The sequence below is a fragment of the Geodermatophilus sp. URMC 61 genome, from assembly GCF_052931555.1.
Genome location: NZ_JBRFHZ010000002.1, coordinates 3,089,477 through 3,109,642, shown reverse-complemented (window position 1 = coordinate 3,109,642; position 20,166 = coordinate 3,089,477). Strand labels below are relative to the sequence as shown.

Here is a 20,166-nt window from a genome sequence, read left to right as displayed (position 1 = left end):
AGGCCTCCTGGCCTGTCGTCGCTGCGGCCACCTGCCGACTGAGCAGGTGTGGACAAGCTGAGGTGGTGGCTCCTCGGGAGCGCCGTGCCCGTGGGCACCGTGTGCGCGGTGTCCGCGAGCACGCCGGGCCCGGGGTACGTCGGCGACCTCGCCCTCGCCGTGCTCGGCATCGCGACCGCGGCCGTGCTCTGGACCGCGGGGCGGTCGAAGCAGTCCGGGTGGCGGGGCTGGCGGTTGCTGGCCCTGGCCCCGCTGATGCCGGTGGTCGGCGCGGTCGCGGTCACGGTCACGGCACCGAGCTCCCCGCTGGAGCAGGTGGCCCTGCGCTGGCTGCCCACCGTGCCGGGCTACGCGCTCGCCGTTCTCGGCATCCTCACCCTCGTCGCCCCCTCGCGGCTGCGCGGCGGAGCCCGCCCGGCCGTCGAGCTCACCCTCTTCCTCATCGCCTGCGTACTGGTCGTGCAGGTGCTGGTTCTCGGCCCCGACCTCGGCTGGCTGGACGTCGACCCGAACGGGCGCGCCGTCCTCGCCGCGGCCGTCGTCGTCACCTCGGCCACGGTGGCCGCCGCCGTCCTGCTCCTCGGTGTCATCGAGAGCCGCCGCCAGCCCATGGCGCTGGTGCTGCTGGCCGCGGCGGCGCTGCTCGCCCCCGGACGGGCGCTGGGCACCTCTGCGATGCTGACGGAGGAGCACGCCGTCGGCGACGTCGGACGGTTCCTCGTCGCCGGTGGGCTGGTGCTGCTCGGTGCCGCCGTGCTGGTCGATCCTGGCCCGTGCCCGGAGTCCTCCCCGCAGCCGCACACCGGCCGGTCCGCGCACCTGCGCCAGTTGCTCCCGCACCTGGCCATGACGGTCGCCTGCTTCGGAGCGGCCGCGGTGGCGCTGACCGGTCACCGGATCAGCCCGGTGATCGCCGTCGGGGGCTCGCTGTGCGCCGTCCTCGCCGTGCTGCACCGCTGGCTGACCGCCCGCGACGAGCAGCGCCTCGCCGCCCGGCTGCGGCGCAGCGAGGCGTACTTCCGCTCCCTGGTCGCCGCCAGCAGCGACGCCGTCCTCATCCTCGACGGCGACCTGCGGGTCACCTGGTCCTCGCCGACCCTGGGGACGGCGCTCGGCAGCCCCGCCGCGGTGCCGGAGGGCGCCGACCTGCTCGAGCTGGTGCACCCCGAGGACGCGCTGCCCGTCGCCCGGACCCTCCTGCAGCCGGCGGCCGGAGACGGCACCCTCCCGGGGCTGCAGCTGCGGCTGCGGCACGCCGACGGCACGTGGCGGCACCTGGAGGCCAGCTTCTCCGACCTGCGCTCGGACACCGTCGTGGGTGCCGTCGTCCTGCACTGCCGCGACACCACCGAGCGGGTCGAGCGGGAGCGGGCGCTCGAGCAGGTGGCGTTCACCGACCCCGTCACCGGGCTGGCGAACCGGGCCGGCTGCGAGCAGCGGCTCGAGCAGGCCCTGGCCGAGGCCGGGGCGACCTGCCGCAGCCTGCTGCTGATCGAGCTCGACGGCCTCGACGCGGTGCGCGAGGACGCCGGCCACGACGTCGTCACCGCGGTGCTGGTCGAGGTCGGCCGGCGGCTGCGGGGCACCGTGCGCGGCTCCGACGCGGTCACCCGCGTGGGCGGTGGCGCCTTCGCCGTCCTGGCCGAGGGCGCGCCGCACGCCGCCGACCTGCTGGCCGACCGCTGCCTGTCGGTGATCGAGCAGCCGCTGGACACCACCGCCGGGCTCTTCGACCTCACTGCCAGCATCGGCGTGGTCGACCTGGGCGCCGCCGAGTCCGTCCCCGACCTCATGACCCGCGCCGAGCTCGCCGTCCGGGCGGCGGCCGCGGCCGGCACGGGGACCGCGCTGCGGTACCGGCCGGCGCTGGGCAGCGCCGCCGAGCGCCGCGCCCGGCTGCGCGAGGACCTGCCCGGCGCCTGGGACCGCGGCGAGCTCTCGGTGCTCTTCCAGCCGGTGGTCTCGCTCGACGAGCAGCGGGTGACCGGTGTCGAGGCGCTGCTGCGCTGGCAGCACCCGCAGCTCGGTGAGGTGCCCCCGACGGAGTTCGTGCCGATCGCCGAGCGCGCCGGCGTGATCGGCGAGCTGCAGCGCTGGGCGCTGGAGACGGCCGCCGAGGCCGTGCTGACCCTCCCGCACGGCACCGCGCCGCTGCGGCTGGGGGTGAACATCTCCGCCTCGCACGTCGCCGCACGCACCCTGGTCCGCGACGTCGCCGCCGTGCTGCAGTCGACCGGGCTGGCCCCCGAGCGGCTCATCCTGGAGATCACCGAGGCGACGCTGATGTCCGAGGGCGAGCACGTGGCCGTCGACATCGAGGCGCTGCGCCTCATGGGGGTGCACGTGGCACTCGACGACTTCGGCACCGGCCGCTCGTCCCTGGCGCACCTCACCCGGCTGCCGATCGACGTGCTCAAGCTCGACCACGCGTTCGTGCTGCGCGTCGACCGCGACCCGAAGGCCCGTGCGCTGTGCGAGTCGGTCGTCGCGATCGCCGGGGCGCTGGGTCTGGACGTCGTCGCCGAGGGCGTGGAGACGCCGGCCCAGCTGGGCGCGCTGCGGGCCGCGGGCTGCGGCTTCGCGCAGGGCTTCCTGCTGGCCCGACCGATGCGCCTGCTCGACCTCGTCGGCGTGCTCGACGAGGGCGCCGGCCAGCTCTGGCCGGGCCTCGTGGGGACCCGGTGATGGAGTACCCCTACGAGGACCCCTCGAAGGACCCCTCGAAGGACCCCTCGCCCCCCACCGCTCACAAGCTCGCGGCGGGCCCCTGCGAGGGGCCGCCTCGCAGGCTCGCGACGAGCCTCCGGACGGGGCCGTCTGTCCCTCGCAGGCTCGGGGCGGTGCCCTGGACGGGGCCACCGCGGTCCGGCGTCCTCGGCGCACCGCCGGTCCTCGTCCTGCTCGGGCTGCTGGCCGCGGCCACGGCCGTCCTGGAGCTGACCCGGTCCCCGCTGGCCCCCGCACTCGTCCCCGCCTGCCTGGCCCTCGGCTCCGGCGCGGCAGCGGTCGTGGCGCAGCGCGGCGCCTCCCGGCTGCCGGCCCGGTCCGCGCGGCCGTGGCGGGCGCTGGCGGTCGCCCTGGGTCTGCTGGCCGTGGGTCAGGTCCTCGCCACCGTCCGCGCCGGCGCGGACCTGGAGTTCGGTGGCGCCGAGGACGTGCCGATGCTGCTGGCGGTGCCGGTCGCCGTCCTGGCCGCGCTCCGGCTGCTGCCGCCGCGCTCGCGCCGGTGGCCCGGCTCGCGCACGGTGCTCGACGGCCTCATCGCGACGCTGGCGGTGGCCGTGCTCGGCCACGTGCTGCTGGCTGCCCTGCTCACCGGCGTGGACGGCGCGGCCGACGGGTTGATCGCCGTGGGCTACCCGGTGGTCGGCGCCGTCCTCGTCGGCGTCGGGCTGGTCACCGTCACCGGGGTCCGTGGCGCGCGCCGCGGCGCCGCGGTCGGGCTGCTGGTCGCCTCCGTCGCGATGGCGGTCGTCGCGATCGGGGGTGCCCTCGGCCGGACGCTGGGCAGCACCGCCGCCACCGTCGTCACCGAGCAGGCCTGGCTGGCCATGCTGGCCGCGATCGTGCTGGCCGTGCGGGCCGACCCCGGCGAGCCGACGACGCCGGAACTCGACCGGCCGATCGTCCCGCTGCGGGGCCTGGTGCTGGCCTCGGGCATCGCCTCGAGCGTCCTGCTGCTGCTCCTCGCCGGCGTGCTGGCCGGGCGTGGGATCGACCCGGTGGAGGCCGGCGGCGGAGCGGCGCTCGTCGCCCTGACCTCGGTGCGCACCGTCCTGTGGGCCGGCGACGGCTACCGGCTCACCCGGCGCCTGCTGCGCACCGAGGGGCACTTCCGCGCCCTGGTGCACAGCGGTGACGCGGTCACCGTCGTCCTCGACGGCACCGGCCGGATCGGCTGGACCTCGGGTGCCGTGGAGGCCCAGCTCGGCTGGAGCGACGGCGACCTCGCCGGCCGCTCGCTGGTCGCCCTGCTGCACGCTGACGACCGCCCGCTGCTGGCCACGGTGGCGCAGGCGGTGCGCAACGGCGCCACCGTCGGAGTGCTTCCCGCGACCGTGCGGTTGGGCACCAGGGCCGGGGCCTGGGGCGAGGTGGAGCTGTCGGGCGCCGCCCGGACCGCGCTCCCGGGCGCCGACGGGGGCGAGGGGCTGATCCTGCACCTGCGGGACGTCACCGACCGCCGGTCGAGCCAGCGTGAGCTGGAGCGGATGGCCTACACCGACTTCCTCACCGGCCTGCCCAACCGCGCCCGCCTCACGGCGGCGCTCGGCGAGGTGTCCGCCGGCACCGGCCCCGGCTGCCTGCTGCTCATCGACCTCGACGGCTTCAAGGCGGTCAACGACGTCGCCGGCCACGACGCGGGCGACCGGCTGCTCTGCGAGGTGGCCGAGACCCTGCGCGCTGCCGCGCGGGAGGGCGACGTCGTCGCCCGGCTCGGGGGCGACGAGTTCGCCGTCCTCGTGCGCGCCGGCCGGGACGAGGCCACCGTGCTCGCCGAGCGGCTGGTCGTGCTGCTCGACCGCGAGCACCGCCCGCCGGCCCCCGACGGCAGTGGCCCCGGCGGGCTGGCCCTGCCGGTCTCCGGCAGCGTCGGCGTGGCCGAGGTGCGCGTCGGCGGGGACCCCGCCGAGGCCCTGCGGCGGGCCGACCTGGCGCTGCGGACGGCCAAGGCCGCCGGCAAGAAGTGCGTCCGGACCACCGGCGAGGCGCTGGACCGGGTCGTCGACCGGCGCGCCCGGCTGGCCCGGGACCTGCCCGACGCGATCGCCGACGGCGCTCTGTCGGTGGTGCTCCAGCCGGTCGTCGGCGTGGAGGAGGGCCGCGTGCTCGGCCTGGAGGCCCTGGTGCGCTGGCGGCACCGCGAGCTGGGCGACGTCCCTCCGGAGGAGTTCGTCGGGGTGGCCGAGGACGAGGGCCTCATCGTGCCGCTGGAGCGCTGGGTGCTCGGCGCCGCGACCGCGGCCCTGGCACCGCTGCTGGCGCAGGGGCACGATCTGAAGCTGGGCGTCAACGTCTCCGTCCGGCACCTTCAGGCCGGCTGCCTGGCGGCCGACGTCGAGCGGGCGCTCGCCGCCTCCGGCGTGCCGGCCTCCCGGCTGATGCTCGAGATCACCGAGTCGGTGCTCGTCGACGCCGAGGACCGCGTGGAGCGCGAGCTGGCCGCGCTGCGCGAGGCCGGCTGCGTCATCTCCATCGACGACTTCGGCAAGGGCCACTCCACCCTGGCGCGGCTGTCCCGGCTGCCCGTCGACGTCCTCAAGATGGACCGCGACTTCGTCGCCCACATCGAGGACGACCCGCGCACCGCGGCCGTCGTCGCCAGCGTCGTCGAGCTGGGCCGCACCCTCGGCATGGACGTCGTCGCCGAGGGCGTGGAGACACCCGGACAGCTCGCGGCGCTGCGCCGGCTGGGCTGCCGGTTCCTGCAGGGATACCTGCTCGGCCGCCCGATGCCCGTCGCCGACCTGGCCGCGGTGCTCGCCGAGCCGGTCGCGGTCGCGCTCGACGGCACCCGCACGCTGTCCCACGTCTGACGACACTCCATCTCACTTAATGAGACGGTCTGGTTGACGGCGGGCCTGGTCGAGGCGCACAGTGGCCGGGTGCGCCCGGCCTGCCTGCTCCTCGTAGTCGCCTAGCGCGTCGGTCCCCTCGACCGACGCGCTGACCCCTCTGTGCCCGCAGGCACGAGGGGTTTTTCGTTTGCGGGCCCCGACCTCCTCCCGATGCCGCCGGCCCGCGCCGCAGGCACCGCCGACACCGCACGGCACCGACCGACGGCCCCGTCCCGGGGCACCCAGCAAGGCCCGACCAGCGAGATGCACGGCCAGGAGACGCCATGACCAGCACCACCCCGGGTGGGTCCGCCACCCGCGAGGCCGCCGAGGCACTGACGGGGGTCGAGACGACCGCCCGCTCGGTCGCGGAGGCGGCCGCCGAGCCGCTCACCGGCATCACCGGGGCGCAGAGCCTCGTCCGGTCGCTCGAGGCCGTCGGCGTCGAGGTGGTCTTCGGCATCCCGGGCGGGGCGATCCTGCCCGCCTACGACCCGCTGTTCGACTCCCGCATGCGCCACGTGCTCGTCCGGCACGAGCAGGGCGCCGGGCACGCGGCCACCGGCTACGCCCAGGCCACCGGCCGGGTCGGCGTGTGCATGGCCACCTCCGGTCCCGGTGCGACCAACCTGGTCACCCCGCTGGCCGACGCCTACATGGACTCGGTCCCGATCGTGGCGATCACCGGCCAGGTCCCGAGTGCGGCGATCGGCACGGACGCCTTCCAGGAGGCCGACATCCGCGGCATCACGATGCCGATCACCAAGCACAACTTCCTGGTCACCGACGCCGCCGAGATCCCGCAGCGGATCGCCGAGGCGTTCCACCTCGCCGCCACCGGCCGTCCCGGCCCGGTCCTGGTCGACATCTCCAAGGACGCCCTGCAGGCCACCACCGACTTCTCCTGGCCGCCGCGGCTGGACCTGCCCGGCTACAAGCCGACCATCCGCCCGCACGGCAAGCAGGTCCGCGAGGCCGCCGCGCTGATCGCCGCCGCCCGCCGACCGGTGCTCTACGTGGGCGGCGGTGTCATCAAGGCGCAGGCGAGCGCCGAGCTGGCCGAGCTGGCCGAGCTCACCGGTGCCCCGGTGGTCACCACCCTCATGGCGCGCGGTGCGTTCCCGGACAGCCACCCGCAGAACCTCGGGATGCCGGGCATGCACGGCAACGTCACCGCGGTCACCGCCCTGCAGAAGGCCGACCTGCTCGTCGCCCTCGGCGCCCGCTTCGACGACCGGGTCACCGGCCAGCTGTCGTCGTTCGCCCCCGAGGCCAAGGTCGTGCACGCCGACATCGACCCGGCGGAGATCGGCAAGAACCGCAAGGCCGACGTGCCCATCGTCGGGGACGCGCGGGAGACGATCGCCGAGCTGGTGACCGCGCTGCGCGCCGAGCGCGACGCCGGCCGCGCCCCCGACCTGTCCGCCTGGTGGGCCCAGCTGGACCAGTGGCGCCAGAAGTACCCGCTCGGCTACGACTGGCCCGAGGACGGCGCGCTGTCTCCGCAGTACGTCATCGAGCGGCTGGGCGCGATCGCCGGGCCGGACGCGATCTACGCCTCCGGGGTCGGCCAGCACCAGATGTGGGCCGCCCAGTTCATCAAGTACGAGAAGCCCGGCACCTGGCTCAACAGCGGCGGCCTCGGGACGATGGGCTACGCCGTCCCCGCGGCGATGGGCGCCAAGTACGGCTGCCCGGACGCCACCGTGTGGGCGATCGACGGCGACGGCTGCTTCCAGATGACCAACCAGGAGCTGGCCACCTGCGCCATCGAGGGGATCCCGATCAAGGTCGCCCTGATCAACAACGGCAACCTCGGCATGGTCCGCCAGTGGCAGACCCTCTTCTACGAGGGCCGCTACTCCAACACCAAGCTGCACCCGGTCGACGCCGAGGGCCGGCCCACGCCGGTGCGCATCCCCGACTTCGTGGCGCTGGCCGAGGCGCTGGGCTGCGTCGGCCTGCGCTGCGAGAGCAAGGACGACGTCGACGCCGTCATCGAGAAGGCGATGGCCATCGACGACGCCCCGGTGGTCATCGACTTCATCGTCGGGGCCGACGCCCAGGTGTGGCCGATGGTGGCCGCCGGCGCCAGCAACGACGACATCCTGGCCGCGCGGGACGTCCGCCCGGTCTTCGGCGACGGCCAGGTGTGAGCGGGAGGACCCCGTCCTCCTCCCCCTCGTAGAAGGACCCCCTCCTCCCCACCCCCGCAAGCTCGGGGCGGGACCCTGGAGGGGGCCGCCCCGGGGCCGGTCGGTCCTGAAAGGAAGTTGAGCAATGTCCCGCCACACCCTGTCGGTCCTGGTCGAGAACAAGGCCGGCGTCCTCGCCCGGGTCTCGGCCCTGTTCAGCCGGCGCGGCTTCAACATCGAGTCCCTCGCCGTCGGGCCGACCGAGAACCCGGACCTGTCCCGGATGACGATCGTCGCCGACGCCGAGAGCCAGCCGCTGGAGCAGATCACCAAGCAGCTGAACAAGCTCGTCGAGGTCATCAAGATCGTCGAGCTGGAGGCCGAGGCCGCCGTCCAGCGCGAGCTGCTGCTGGTCAAGGTGCGCGCGCCGATGGCCGACCGCACGCAGGTGCTGCAGACCGCCGAGCTGTTCCGTGCCCGCGTCGTGGACGTGAACACCGACACCGTGACCCTGGAGGCGACCGGCACGCCGGACAAGCTCCAGGCCCTGCTCGCCGTCCTCGCCCCCCTGGGCATCAAGGAGATGGCCCAGTCGGGCACGGTCGCCCTGGGCCGGGGTCCGCGCTCGATGAGCGGCGCCGGTACCTTGCGCCCGGTCGAGCGCACCGGATAAGGCCCCTCTCCTCACCCCTCGCACGCTCGGGGCGAGCCTCTGGAGAGGGGCCGCCCGACCCCCGTACTGAACTGAAGGGACTGCACACCTATGGCCGCCGAGATCTTCTACGACGACGACGCCGACCTGTCGATCGTCCAGGGGCGCACCGTCGCCGTCATCGGCTACGGCAGCCAGGGCCACGCCCACGCGCTGTCGCTGCGCGACTCGGGTGTCGACGTCCGCGTCGGCCTGCCCGAGGGCAGCAAGAGCCGGCCCAAGGCCGAGGCCGAGGGCCTGCGGGTCGTGACCCCGGCCGAGGCCGCCGCCGAGTCCGACCTGATCATGATCCTCGCCCCGGACCACGTGCAGCGGAAGCTGTACGCCGAGTCCATCGAGCCCAACCTGCAGGACGGCGACGCCCTGTTCTTCGGCCACGGCTTCAACATCCGGTTCGGCTACATCAAGCCCCCGGCCGGTGTCGACGTCGCCATGGTCGCCCCCAAGGGCCCCGGCCACCTGGTGCGCCGCGAGTTCGAGAACGGCAAGGGCGTGCCGGCGCTCGTCGCCGTCGAGCAGGACGCCAGCGGTCAGGCGCTGCCGCTGGCGCTGTCCTACGCCAAGGCCATCGGCGGCACCCGCGCCGGCGTCATCAAGACGACCTTCGCCGAGGAGACCGAGACCGACCTGTTCGGCGAGCAGGCCGTGCTGTGCGGCGGCGCCAGCGCGCTGATCACCGCCGGGTTCGAGACCCTCACCGAGGCCGGCTACCAGCCCGAGGTCGCCTACTTCGAGTGCCTGCACGAGCTGAAGCTGATCGTCGACCTCATGTACGAGGGTGGCATCGCCAAGCAGCGCTGGTCGGTCTCCGACACCGCCGAGTACGGCGACTACACCTCCGGCCCGAAGATCATCGACCAGCACGTCAAGGACGCCATGAAGGACGTGCTCGCCCGGATCAAGGACGGCTCCTGGGCGGCGGAGTTCATCGCCGACCAGGACGCCGGTGCGCCGGACTTCAAGCGCCGCCGGGCCGAGGCCGAGGCGCACCCGATCGAGGAGACCGGGCGCAAGCTGCGCGGCCTGATGAGCTGGGTGTCGGCGTCCGACGACTACACCGGCACCGCCGCGCGCGGCTGAACCGACAGGGACACCAGAGGCCCCCGCTGCCGGCCGGCAGCGGGGGCCTCTGTCGATCCACGGGCTAGTGGTCGTGGCGCTCGGCGAACCACTCCCGGGACGGCGCCTGCAGCAGCAGCGCCACCGCCCCGACGGCGAGCAGCAGGAGCAGCGCGGGCAGGAAGCTCACGCTCTGGCCCTGCAGGACCCCGACGACGATGCTGCCCAGGGCGACGACACCGGTGACCGCCGAGGCGGCGACCAGCGACCGGCCGGCCCGACCCCGCAGCGCCGACACCGCGCCCCACAGGCACGCTGCGGTCAGCGCCAGGTAGAAGACGCCGAACAGGGCCAGCAGGGGCACCTGGGCGCTGAAGGTGAACGACACGAGGGCCACCAGGAACAGCAGCGTGGCCTCGGCGAACCCGGCGACGCCGGCCATGAGGACGTGCGGTGGCCGCTTCCGGCCGGGGGCGCCGGGCCGGCCGGTCGAGGACACGGGGCACCCCCAGCCCGGCGTCAGCGGCCCCGCCGCGCGCGGTGCGCGGCGAAGTACTGCGCGGCGGGCCGGAGGCACAGCAGCACGACGATCGCCAGGGCCGCGAGGAACAGCAGCAGGGAGAAGACCACCTCGCCGCCACCGGCCCCGCCGGTCGACACGCCGGACAGGACGGTGACCAGGAGGAACCCGGTCACCGCCACGGCGATCGCCCCACCCACCACCAGGAGCACGCGGCTGCGCCCGGTCAGCGCACCCACCGCGCCCCAGACCATCAGCACGGTCCAGACCAGCGCGAGGACACCCAGGACCACGAGCACGCCGGTGATCTGGCCGGTGTCGACCCCGCTGGTGTCGACGTCCTGGAAGGCCGGGTCGCTGGCGACCAGGTCGTCGAAGACGGCGCCGAACACCGCGCCACCCAGGAGCAGCCCCAGGGACACCAGCACGCCGAAGGCGCCGAAGACGAAGCCGAGGACGGCGGCGACCACGACCGGCGTGGGGCGCGCGGGCACCGCCGTCTGGCCGTACTGCCCGTACTGGCCGTATTGCCCGTATTGGCCCTGCGGCGCGTACGGGCCGTACCCGCCCGGCTGGCCGTACTGCGGTGCGTACCCCGGCTGGCCGTACTGCTGCGGGTAGCCGGGCTGGCCGTAGGGGGAGGGCGGGTACTGCTGGCCCCCGTACGGCGGCCCGGCCTGCTGTGGCGGCTGCCCGTACTGCTGCGGGGGGGTGTACCGCGGGTCCGTGCCGGAGCCGTGCTCGTCGTCGTGGGTGCTCATGCTCTCCTCCGTCGGCGCCGGCATCCGCCGACCGTCCGGGCCAGGATGTCCGCCCCGTCCCCACCCGGCAAGCAACCCCCCTCGTCCGCGGGGTGCGCGGATCGTCACGGGGACGAGGCGGGTCGGCCGCAGGACGGCGCTGCTCCCTAGGCTGTCGTGCCGTGACCACGACCGCGCCCGTCGTCCTGATCGCCGAAGAACTCGCGCCCAGCGTCCTGGAGGTGCTGGGGCGCGACGTCGAGATCCGCCATGTGGACGGCGCCGACCGCGCCGCCCTGCTGCCGGCGCTGGCCGACGCCGCCGCCGTGATGATCCGCAGCGCCACGCAGATCGACGCCGAGGCGCTGGCCGCCGCCCCCAACCTGAAGGTGGTCGCGCGCGCCGGCATCGGGCTGGACAACGTCGACGTGTCGGCTGCGACCGAGCGCGGCGTCATGGTCGTCAACGCCCCCACCTCGAACATCGTCAGCGCGGCCGAGCACGCCGTGGCACTGCTGCTGGCCGCCGCCCGGCACATCCCGGCCGCCGACGCGTCGCTGCGCGAGGGCACCTGGAAGCGCTCGAAGTTCACCGGCGTCGAGGTCACCGACAAGGTCGTCGGCGTGGTCGGCCTGGGGCGGATCGGCCAACTGGTCGCCCAGCGGCTGGCCGCGTTCGACGTGACGCTGATCGCCTACGACCCCTACATCCAGCCGGGCCGCGCCGCGCAGCTCGGCGTCCGCATGGTGTCGCTGGAGGAGCTGCTCCGCGAGTCCGACTTCATCACCATCCACCTGCCGAAGACGCCGGAGACGCTGGGCCTGATCGGCGCCGCGGAGCTGGCGACCGCCAAGCCCGGCGTGATCCTCGTCAACGCCGCCCGCGGCGGTCTGGTCGACGAGGAGGCGCTGGCCGACGCCCTGAAGTCGGGGCAGGTGCGTGCCGCCGGCATCGACGTCTACGCCACCGAGCCGTGCACGGACAGCCCGCTGTTCACCCTGCCCAACACCGTCGTCACCCCGCACCTGGGCGCCTCGACGACCGAGGCGCAGGACAAGGCCGGCACCGCGGTGGCGCACTCGGTGCGGCTGGCGCTGCAGGGCGACTTCGTGCCGGACGCGGTGAACGTCCAGGCCGGCGGGGTCGTCGCCGAGGACGTCCGCCCGGGGCTGCCGCTGGCCGAGAAGCTCGGCCGGGTCTTCACCGCCGTGGCCGGCGGGCTGGCCCAGTCGGTCACCGTCGAGGTCAGGGGCAGGATCGCCGAGTTCGACGACTCGGTGCTGCAGCTCGCCGTCCTCAAGGGCGTCTTCCTCGATGTCGTCGAGGAGCAGGTCACCTACGTCAACGCCCCGCTGTTCGCCGAGCAGCGCGGCCTCGAGGTGGCGCTCACCACCGAGGTGGAGAGCCCGGACTACCGCAACCTCATCAGCGTCCGCGGCGCGATGGCCGACGGTACCGAGGTGACGGTCTCGGGCACCCTCTTCGGCAAGAACCAGGTACCCAAGCTGGTCGAGGTCAACGGCTTCGACATGGACCTCGACGCATCGGGTCACCTGCTCTTCTTCGTCTACACCGACCGCCCGGGCATCGTGGGCACCGTCGGCGCAGCGCTGGGCGAGGCCAGCATCAACATCGCCGGTGCGCAGGTCAGCCGCACCACCAGGGGCGGCGAGGCCCTCATGGCGGTGACCGTCGACAGCCCGGTGCCGGCCGAGCTGCTCGGTGACATCGCCGGCCGGATCGGCGCGCGTGAGGCCCGCTCCGCGGACCTCACGCCGCGCTGACCTAGGGTCGTCATCCATGCGCCTGGCAGTGATCCCCGGAGACGGCATCGGCCCGGAGGTGGTGGCCGAGGGCCTCAAGGTCCTCCGCGCGGTCGCCCCCGACGTCGAGAGCACCCCCTACGACCTCGGTGCGTCGCGCTGGCAGCGCACCGGCGAGCTGCTGCCGGACACGGTGCTCGACGAGCTGCGCCAGCACGACGGGATCCTGCTGGGTGCCATCGGTGACCCCAGCGTCCCGCCGGGGATCCTCGAGCGGGGGCTCCTCCTGCGGCTGCGCTTCGAGCTCGACCACCACGTCAACCTGCGCCCCGCCCGGCTGTTCGACGGCGTCCGCAGCCCCCTGGCCGACCCCGCCCCCATCGACATGCTGTGCGTGCGCGAGGGCACCGAGGGGCCCTACGTGGGCAACGGCGGCGTCCTGCGCCGCGACACCCCGCACGAGGTGGCCACCGAGGTCAGCCTGAACACCGCGTTCGGTGTCGAGCGGGTCGTCCGCTACGCCTTCGAGCGGGCCGTCGCCCGGCCGCGCAAGCACCTGACGCTGATCCACAAGACCAACGTGCTCACGCACGCCGGGTCGCTGTGGTCGCGGACGGTCGAGGAGGTCTCCGCGGAGTTCCCCGAGGTCACCGTCGCCTACCAGCACGTCGACGCGGCCTCGATGTTCTTCGTGACCGACCCGGGCCGCTTCGACGTCATCGTCACCGACAACCTGTTCGGCGACATCGTCACCGACCTGGCGGCGGCCGTCACCGGCGGCATCGGGCTGGCCGCCAGCGGCAACCTCGACGCCTCGGGCACCAACCCGAGCATGTTCGAGCCGGTGCACGGCTCGGCGCCCGACATCGCCGGCACGGGCGTCGCCGACCCGACCGCCACGGTGCTGTCGGTCGGCCTGCTGCTCGAGCACCTCGGCCGCGCCGACCAGGCCAAGAAGGTCAACGCGGCCGTCGCCTTCGACCTCTCCGCACGGGGCCCGCAGGGCCCCGTGCGCACCCAGGAGGTCGGCGACCGGCTCGCCGCGCTGGCCGGCGGCTGAGGAAGGGCCACCCTTCCCCCACGCCTCGCAGGCTCGGCGCGGGCCCCTGAAGGGTGGCCGCCCGTCCCTCCCACGGGAGGGACAAGGTCCTGCGACGAGGCGTGGGGGAGAGGTGCTCCTTCCTCAGCGGACGGGCTGCCAGTCGCCCTGCTCCCGCAGCTGCGGCTTGAGCACCTTGCCCCCGGGGTTGCGGGGCAGCGGCTCGCTGCGGACGGACAGGTACCGCGGCACCTTGAAGTCGGCCAGCCGCTCGCGGGCGAAGGCGACCAGGTCGTCCGGGTCGAGGTCCCGGCCGGGCAGGGGGACGACGACGGCGCCGACCTTCTCGCCCATCACCGGGTCGGCGACGCCGACGACCGCGACCTCGCCCACGGCCGGGTGTGCGGCCAGGGCGTTCTCCACCTCGACGCAGTACACGTTCTCGCCGCCGCGGTTGATCATGTCCTTCTTGCGGTCGACGACGTACACGAGGCCCTCGTCGTCGATGCGGGCGAGGTCGCCGCTGTGCAGCCACCCGTCGACGAACGACTCCGCCGTCTGCTCCGGCTTGCGCCAGTAGCCGGCGACGACGTTCGGTCCACGGATCAGCAGCTCGCCGACGCCGGTCCCCGGATCGGCGTCGGCGAGGTCCAGGTCGACCACGGGCGCCGGGAAGCCCACCGAGTCGGCGTGCTCGGCGGCGTACTCGTCGGGCAGGTAGGTCGACACCGACGACGTCTCGGTCAGCCCGAAGCCGTTGCCGACGCGCGCGGTCGGGAAGGCCTCCTCGATGCGGTGCACGAGGTCCGGTGCGATGGGCGCCCCGCCGTAGCTGAGCGCCCGGACCGACGAGGTGTCGACGTCGGCGAAGTCGGGTTGCTGCAACGCCAGCCAGTAGACCGCCGGCACCGTCGTGAGCACGTCGACGCGCTCGTCGGCGATGGCGCGCAGGAAGGCGTGGACCTCGAAGACCGGCATGACCACCGCCCGCCCGGCGGTCGCCGTGACGACCAGCAGCTGGGAGTTGCAGCCGGTGACGTGGAACAGCGGCACCGAGATGAGCGTGGTCAGATGCTGCCCGCGGTCGAGGGACAGGCAGCGCAGGCAGGTCTCGACGTTCGACAGGAAGTTCTCGTGGGTGGTCATCGCCCCCTTGGGGAAGCCGGTGGTGCCACTGGTGTAGAAGATCGCGGCCAGGTCGGTGTGCCCCTGGTCGGTCACCGCCACCGGTTCGCCGTCGGGCAGCGCGGCCCCGGGCTCCACGACGTACGCGGCACCGGAGTCCTCGACGACGTAGCGGACCTCGGGGTCGGCGAGGCGGGTGTTCACCGGGACGACGACCGCGCCGGCGAGCAGCGTGCCCCAGAACGCGTACACCCAGTCGTTGCCGTTGCGCAGCCGGTTGGCGACCCGGTCACCCGGCTGCACGCCCGCGGCCCGCAGCCCGCCGGCGACGCGCGTCGCGCGGTCCCACAGCTGCTGGTAGGTCACCCGCTCGCCGCCGAGCTCGATCAGCGCCTCCGCGTCGGGGTGCGCGTCGACCGCCGCGCGCAGCACCGTGGTCAGGTTCCGGGGCAGGCCGGTGTAGCGCCGGACGCCGTCGGGGCCGACCTCGGTACCGCTGCGGTCGAACGGGTAGGGCACCCGGGCCTCCAGTGGACGTCGTCGTCTGCGACCTCCCGCTCGGCAGTGTGTCGGGGCTCACTCCGGGTGTCCATCGGTGGGCACGGCACGGCGGCGGTCGATCAGGAGGGCCGGGCGTGCTTTACTCGACGGCGATGCACTCCGCTGGCTCGAACGCCCTCGCCTCGCTCATTAGCACGTAGCGCGCAGTCACCTCCCCGACCGCGCGCCGACCTCCCGTACCCGGGGGGTCTTTTTCGTGTTCGGGCCGCCCACCCGCAGGAGATCCGATGTCCACCCACTTCGACTTCCACGTCTTCGACACCACGCTGCGCGACGGCGCCCAGCGCGAGGGCGTGAGCTACTCCGTCGCGGACAAGCTGGCCGTCGCCCGGCTGCTCGACGAGATCGGCGTCGGCTTCATCGAGGGCGGCTGGCCGGGGGCGCTGCCCAAGGACACCGAGTTCTTCGCCCGCGCCCGCACCGAGCTCAAGCTGCGGCACGCCCAGCTGGTGGCGTTCGGCGCCACCCGCAAGGCCGGCGTCCGCGTCGAGGACGACGCCCAGGTGCGTGCGCTGCTCGACGCCGAGACGCCGGTGGTCTGCCTGGTGGCGAAGTCCGACGTCCGGCACGTGCGCGAGGCGCTGCGGACGACGCTCGAGGAGAACCTGGCGATGGTGCGCGACACCGTCGCGTTCCTCGTCGGGCACGGCCGGCGGGTGTTCCTCGACTGCGAGCACTTCTTCGACGGGTACGCCGCCGATCCCGACTACGGCGTCGAGGTGCTGCGGACGGCGTTCGCGGCCGGCGCCGAGGTCGGCGTCCTGTGCGACACCAACGGCGGCATGCTCCCGATGGGCGTGGGCCGGGTCGTCGCCGACGTCCGGTCACGGGTCGAGGGCAAGCTCGGCATCCACTGCCAGGACGACACGGGCTGCGCCGTCGCCAACACCCTGGCCGCCGTCGAGGCCGGCGTCACCCACGTGCAGGGGACGGCGAACGGCTACGGGGAGCGCGCCGGCAACGCCGACACCTTCGTGCTCATCGCCAACCTGGTCACCAAGATGGGCCTGCCGGTCGTCCCCGAGGGCTGCCTTGCCGAGCTGCAGCGGGTCAGCCACGCCATCGCCGAGCTGGCCAACATCGCCCCCGACGAGCACCAGCCCTACGTCGGTGCCTCGGCGTTCGCGCACAAGGCCGGCCTGCACGCCAGCGCCATCAAGGTCAGCCCCGAGCTGTACAACCACCTCGACCCCGAGGTCGTGGGCAACGACATGCGCATCCTGGTCACCGAGATGGCCGGCCGGGCGTCGGTGGAGCTCAAGGGCCGCGAGCTCGGCGTCGACCTCGACGGGCAGACCGACGTCATCGGCCGGGTCGTCGACCGGGTCAAGGTGCTCGAGGCCGGAGGCTGGTCGTTCGAGGCCGCGGACGCCTCCTTCGAACTGTTGCTGCGCGCCGAGCTGCCCGACGCACCGCCGCCGCTGTTCGAGCTGGAGAGCTACCGGACCTCCGTCGAGCACTGGGGCAACGGCCAGGTCATGAGCGAGGCCACGGTCAAGGTGCACGTCGACGGGCAGCGGGTCATCAGCACCGGCGAGGGCAACGGCCCGGTCAACGCGCTGGACAACGCGCTGCGCCAGGCGCTGGTCAGCCGGTACCCGCAGCTCGCCGACGTCTCGCTGGCCGACTACAAGGTCCGCATCCTGGGGTGGACGGGCGGCACCAGCGCCACGACGCGGGTGCTCATCGACAGCACCGACGGGGTGGGGGAGTGGACCACCGTCGGCGTCCACGACAACATCGTCGAGGCCTCCTGGCACGCCCTGGTCGACGCCCTCACCTACGCCGTCCGTCACCGCTGACGATGTGCGCCCGGGGCGCGTCCCCGGCCGGGGAACGCGCCACGGGCGCACGTCACCGGGTACTCAGCCCCTGGGCTTGACCTCACCCATGGGGCCGAAGTCACTGACCTCCGGGGCGTCGATGTAGATGATCTGCGGCTGCTCGGCGACCAGGTCGGACATCCAGTCGAACGCGGCCTTGGCGTGCGGGGTGGCGACGTGCGAGGCGCCGGCCTCGGCGTCGCGGAAGCCCTCGATGCATACGAAGGTGTTCGGGTCCTCGACGCTGCGCGACCACTCGAAGAACAGGCTGCCCTCCTCGGCGTTCACCGCCCGGGCGTACTCGTCGGCGTGGGTCCGGAACTCGTCGATGCGGTCGGGCCGGACGGGCATCTTGATGACGATCAGGATCATGTCGGGCTCCTCTCAGGACTCGGTCACAGGGGGTCGAGACGGCGGCGCAGGAGGCAGAACTCGTTGCCCTCCGGGTCGGCGAGCACGTGCCAGCTCTCCGCGCCGGACTGTCCCACGTCCGCACGGGTGGCTCCCAGCGCGAGCAGCCGGTCCAGTTCGGCGTCCTGGTCGCGGTCGGTGGGACTGACGTCGACGTGCAGCCGCGCCTTGCCCGGTGTCGGCTCGGCCACCGGGGCGAAGACGAGCGTCGGCGCCGGGCCGCCGAAGCCGGCCCTCGGGCCGATCTCCACGGCGCCGTCCTCGTCCCGGCCGAGGACCTCGTAGCCGAGGACCTCGGCCCAGAAGGCCGCCAGCGCCTCCGGGTCGCGGCTGTCCACCACGAGCTCTGAGAAACGGCAGGCCATGGGGGCACGCTAGGTCGTCCTCGGCACGGGCGCCCGCAGAGCGGCGACTAGCCTCGGAGCGTGCGCATCGTCCGCTTCGCCTCGCCCTCGGGCATGTCCTTCGGCGTCCTCGACGGCGACGGCCAGGTCGCCCAGATCGAGGGCCACCCCTTCGGCGCCATCTCCTTCACCGGTCAGCGCTACGCGCAGGCCGACGTGCGGCTGCTCTCGCCGATCCTGCCGAGCAAGGTGGTGGCCGTCGGCAAGAACTACGCCGACCACGTGAAGGAGATGGGCACCGGCGACGCCCCGTCGCAGCCGCTGCTGTTCTTCAAGCCGTCGACGACGGTCATCGGCCCCGGTGACGCGATCCGCATCCCGCCGGGCAGCACCAACGTGCACCACGAGGTCGAGCTCGCCGTCGTCATCGGCGCCCGCGGCGCCCGCCACGTCAGCCCGGAGCAGGCGCTGAGCAGCGTGTTCGGCTACACGATCGCCAACGACGTCACCGAGCGGGACATGCAGGCCAGCGACGGGCAGTGGACCCGCGCCAAGGGCTTCGACTCCTTCTGCCCGCTGGGCCCGTGGATCGAGACCGACCTCGCCGGCCTCGGCAAGGACCCCGCCGACCTCGAGGTCACCTGCACGGTGGACGGCGAGCTGCGCCAGTCCGGCCGCACCAGCCAGCTGCTCTTCGACATCCCCACGTTGGTCTCCTACATCTCCCAGGTGATGACCCTGCTGCCCGGCGACGTCGTGCTCACCGGCACCCCCGCCGGCGTCGGTCCGATCCGGCCCGGCCAGCGGGTCGAGTGCGCCATCGAGGGCCTGGGGTCCCTGGTCAACGGCGTCAGCGGCGCCGACACCGCCTCCACCGCCGGCGGTGCGCGATGACCTCTCCCGCGGTGCGCACCCGCTTCTGCCCGTCGCCGACGGGGATGGTGCACGTCGGCCTGCTCCGGACGGCGCTGTTCAACTGGGCGCACGCCCGGCACACCGGCGGCGCGTTCGTCTTCCGCATCGAGGACACCGACGCATCCCGCGACTCCGAGGAGTCCTACCGGCACCTGCTCGACAGCCTGCGCTGGCTGGGTCTGGAGTGGGACGAGGGCCCGGAGGTCGGTGGCCCGCACGGGCCGTACCGGCAGTCCGAGCGGCACGAGGTCTACCGCGAGGTCGCCCAGAAGCTGCTGGCCGCCGGGCACGCCTACGAGTCCTTCTCCACGAACGAGGAGGTCGAGGCCCGCCGGCTGGCCGCGGGGCAGGACCCGAAGCTCGGCTACGACAACGCCGACCGGTTCCTGACCGACGAGCAGAAGGCGGCCTTCCGTGCCGAGGGCCGCGAGCCGGTGCTGCGGCTGCGCATGCCCGACGAGGACCTCGCCTGGACCGACCTGGTCCGCGGGGAGATCCGCTTCGCGGCCGGCTCCGTGCCCGACTTCGTCATCGTCCGGGCCACCGGGGTGCCGCTCTACCCGTTCGTCAACCCGGTGGACGACGCCCTCATGGGCATCACCGACGTCCTGCGCGGGGAGGACCTGCTGCCCTCCACGCCGCGGCAGCTGGCGCTCTACGCCGCGCTGACCGACATCGGCGTGGCCTCCGGCGCGCCGCGCTTCGGCCACCTGCCCTACGTGACGGGGGAGGGCAACAAGAAGCTCTCCAAGCGCGACCCGCAGTCCAACGTCGACGTCTACCGCGAGCGCGGCTTCGTCCCCGAGGGTTTCGCCAACTACCTGGCGTTGCTGGGCTGGTCGATCGCCGAGGACCGCGACGTCTTCTCGATGCAGGAGATGGTCGAGGCCTTCGACGTCACCCGGGTCAGCGCCAACCCGGCCCGCTTCGACCTGAAGAAGGCCGAGGCGATCAACGCCACCCACCTGCGTGCGCTGCCGGTGGAGGACTTCACCGAGCGCGTGGTGCCCTTCCTCGCCCGCGCCGGACTGGTCGCCGAGCCGCCGACGGCCGAGCAACGGCGGGTCCTCGAGGCGATCGCGCCACTGGCCCAGGAGCGCATGATCGTCCTCTCGGACGCCGTGGACCTGCTCGGCTTCCTGTTCGTCGACGACGTCGAGATCGACCCGGCGGCCGCGGCCAAGCAGCTGGCCGGCCCGGAGGCGGCCGAGGTGCTCGACGCCGCGCAGGCCGCGCTGCGCGAGCTGCCCGAGTGGACGACGTCGGTCATCGAGGCGGCGTTAAAGGAGGCGCTCGTCGAGGGGCTGGGCCGCAAGCCGCGCCAGGCGTTCGGCCCCGTGCGCGTCGCCGTCAGCGGCCGCACGGTGTCGCCGCCGCTGTACGAGTCGATCGAGCTGCTCGGTCGGGAGCGCACCCTCGCCCGCCTCGCCACGGCGCGGGCCGCCGTCCCCGGGTGACCGG

General features: G+C 73.9%; 15 protein-coding genes. 10 read left to right on the top strand and 5 right to left on the bottom strand.

Annotation, left to right across the window (positions count from 1 at the left end):
- The first annotated feature begins 108 nt into the window (after nt 1-108).
- The 5 genes from ACU610_RS14445 to ilvC all read left to right on the top strand — a co-directional run bounded on the left by ACU610_RS14445 (nt 109) and on the right by ilvC (nt 9,485).
- Nucleotides 109-2,685, top strand: a complete 2,577-nt coding sequence (locus ACU610_RS14445; protein WP_446768400.1) for a putative bifunctional diguanylate cyclase/phosphodiesterase — start codon at nt 109-111, stop codon at nt 2,683-2,685.
- Between the two features lie 155 nt (nt 2,686-2,840).
- Nucleotides 2,841-5,537, top strand: a complete 2,697-nt coding sequence (locus ACU610_RS14440; protein ID WP_446768399.1) for a putative bifunctional diguanylate cyclase/phosphodiesterase — start codon at nt 2,841-2,843, stop codon at nt 5,535-5,537.
- A 305-nt stretch (nt 5,538-5,842) separates the two neighbouring features.
- On the top strand, nt 5,843-7,714 hold the full coding sequence (locus ACU610_RS14435; protein WP_446768398.1) for an acetolactate synthase large subunit: 1,872 nt from the start codon (nt 5,843-5,845) through the stop codon (nt 7,712-7,714).
- Between the two features lie 124 nt (nt 7,715-7,838).
- The gene (ilvN, locus tag ACU610_RS14430; protein ID WP_446768397.1) at nt 7,839-8,366 is read left to right on the top strand and encodes an acetolactate synthase small subunit; all 528 of its coding nucleotides are present in this window, start codon (nt 7,839-7,841) and stop codon (nt 8,364-8,366) included.
- Between the two features lie 90 nt (nt 8,367-8,456).
- The gene (gene ilvC, locus ACU610_RS14425) at nt 8,457-9,485 is read left to right on the top strand and encodes a ketol-acid reductoisomerase (protein ID WP_446768396.1); all 1,029 of its coding nucleotides are present in this window, start codon (nt 8,457-8,459) and stop codon (nt 9,483-9,485) included.
- Nucleotides 9,486-9,549: 64 nt separating this feature from the next.
- On the opposite strand, the gene ACU610_RS14420 is transcribed toward ilvC, so the two are convergent.
- Together ACU610_RS14420 and ACU610_RS14415 are read right to left on the bottom strand one after the other, a co-directional pair.
- The gene (locus tag ACU610_RS14420; RefSeq protein WP_446768395.1) at nt 9,550-9,963 is read right to left on the bottom strand and encodes a hypothetical protein; all 414 of its coding nucleotides are present in this window, start codon (nt 9,961-9,963) and stop codon (nt 9,550-9,552) included.
- A gap of 20 nt (nt 9,964-9,983) precedes the next feature.
- Nucleotides 9,984-10,745, bottom strand: coding sequence for a hypothetical protein (locus tag ACU610_RS14415; RefSeq protein ID WP_446768394.1), 762 nt, complete (start codon nt 10,743-10,745; stop codon nt 9,984-9,986).
- 161 nt (nt 10,746-10,906) lie between these two features.
- Here ACU610_RS14415 and serA point away from each other — a divergent pair, with 161 nt between their 5' ends.
- Both serA and ACU610_RS14405 read left to right on the top strand, forming a co-directional pair.
- A complete protein-coding gene (serA, locus tag ACU610_RS14410; RefSeq protein ID WP_446768393.1) occupies nt 10,907-12,508 on the top strand; it encodes a phosphoglycerate dehydrogenase in 1,602 nt (533 codons plus the stop codon).
- Nucleotides 12,509-12,524: 16 nt separating this feature from the next.
- A complete protein-coding gene (locus ACU610_RS14405) occupies nt 12,525-13,547 on the top strand; it encodes a 3-isopropylmalate dehydrogenase (protein WP_446768392.1) in 1,023 nt (340 codons plus the stop codon).
- A 123-nt stretch (nt 13,548-13,670) separates the two neighbouring features.
- On the opposite strand, the gene ACU610_RS14400 is transcribed toward ACU610_RS14405, so the two are convergent.
- Nucleotides 13,671-15,170, bottom strand: coding sequence for a class I adenylate-forming enzyme family protein (locus ACU610_RS14400; RefSeq protein ID WP_446768391.1), 1,500 nt, complete (start codon nt 15,168-15,170; stop codon nt 13,671-13,673).
- Between the two features lie 269 nt (nt 15,171-15,439).
- On the opposite strand from ACU610_RS14400, the gene cimA reads away from it, so the two are divergent.
- The gene (gene cimA, locus ACU610_RS14395) at nt 15,440-17,014 is read left to right on the top strand and encodes a citramalate synthase (protein ID WP_446768390.1); all 1,575 of its coding nucleotides are present in this window, start codon (nt 15,440-15,442) and stop codon (nt 17,012-17,014) included.
- A gap of 63 nt (nt 17,015-17,077) precedes the next feature.
- Here the strand turns inward: cimA and ACU610_RS14390 are convergent, their stop codons facing one another.
- Together ACU610_RS14390 and ACU610_RS14385 are read right to left on the bottom strand one after the other, a co-directional pair.
- On the bottom strand, nt 17,078-17,407 hold the full coding sequence (locus tag ACU610_RS14390) for a putative quinol monooxygenase (RefSeq protein WP_446768389.1): 330 nt from the start codon (nt 17,405-17,407) through the stop codon (nt 17,078-17,080).
- A 23-nt stretch (nt 17,408-17,430) separates the two neighbouring features.
- Nucleotides 17,431-17,811 carry a VOC family protein gene (locus ACU610_RS14385; protein WP_446768388.1) on the bottom strand — a complete coding sequence of 127 codons (381 nt, stop codon included), beginning with the start codon at nt 17,809-17,811 and terminating at the stop codon, nt 17,431-17,433.
- A gap of 60 nt (nt 17,812-17,871) precedes the next feature.
- Between ACU610_RS14385 and ACU610_RS14380 the strand changes: the two genes are divergently transcribed.
- Nucleotides 17,872-18,684 (top strand): fumarylacetoacetate hydrolase family protein, encoded by an 813-nt coding sequence (locus tag ACU610_RS14380; protein WP_446768387.1) that lies wholly within the window; start codon nt 17,872-17,874, stop codon nt 18,682-18,684.
- Nucleotides 18,681-20,162, top strand: a complete 1,482-nt coding sequence (gene gltX / locus ACU610_RS14375) for a glutamate--tRNA ligase (RefSeq protein WP_446768386.1) — start codon at nt 18,681-18,683, stop codon at nt 20,160-20,162. The genes ACU610_RS14380 and gltX overlap by 4 nt, the downstream gene beginning before the upstream one ends.
- Nucleotides 20,163-20,166: the final 4 nt, after the last annotated feature.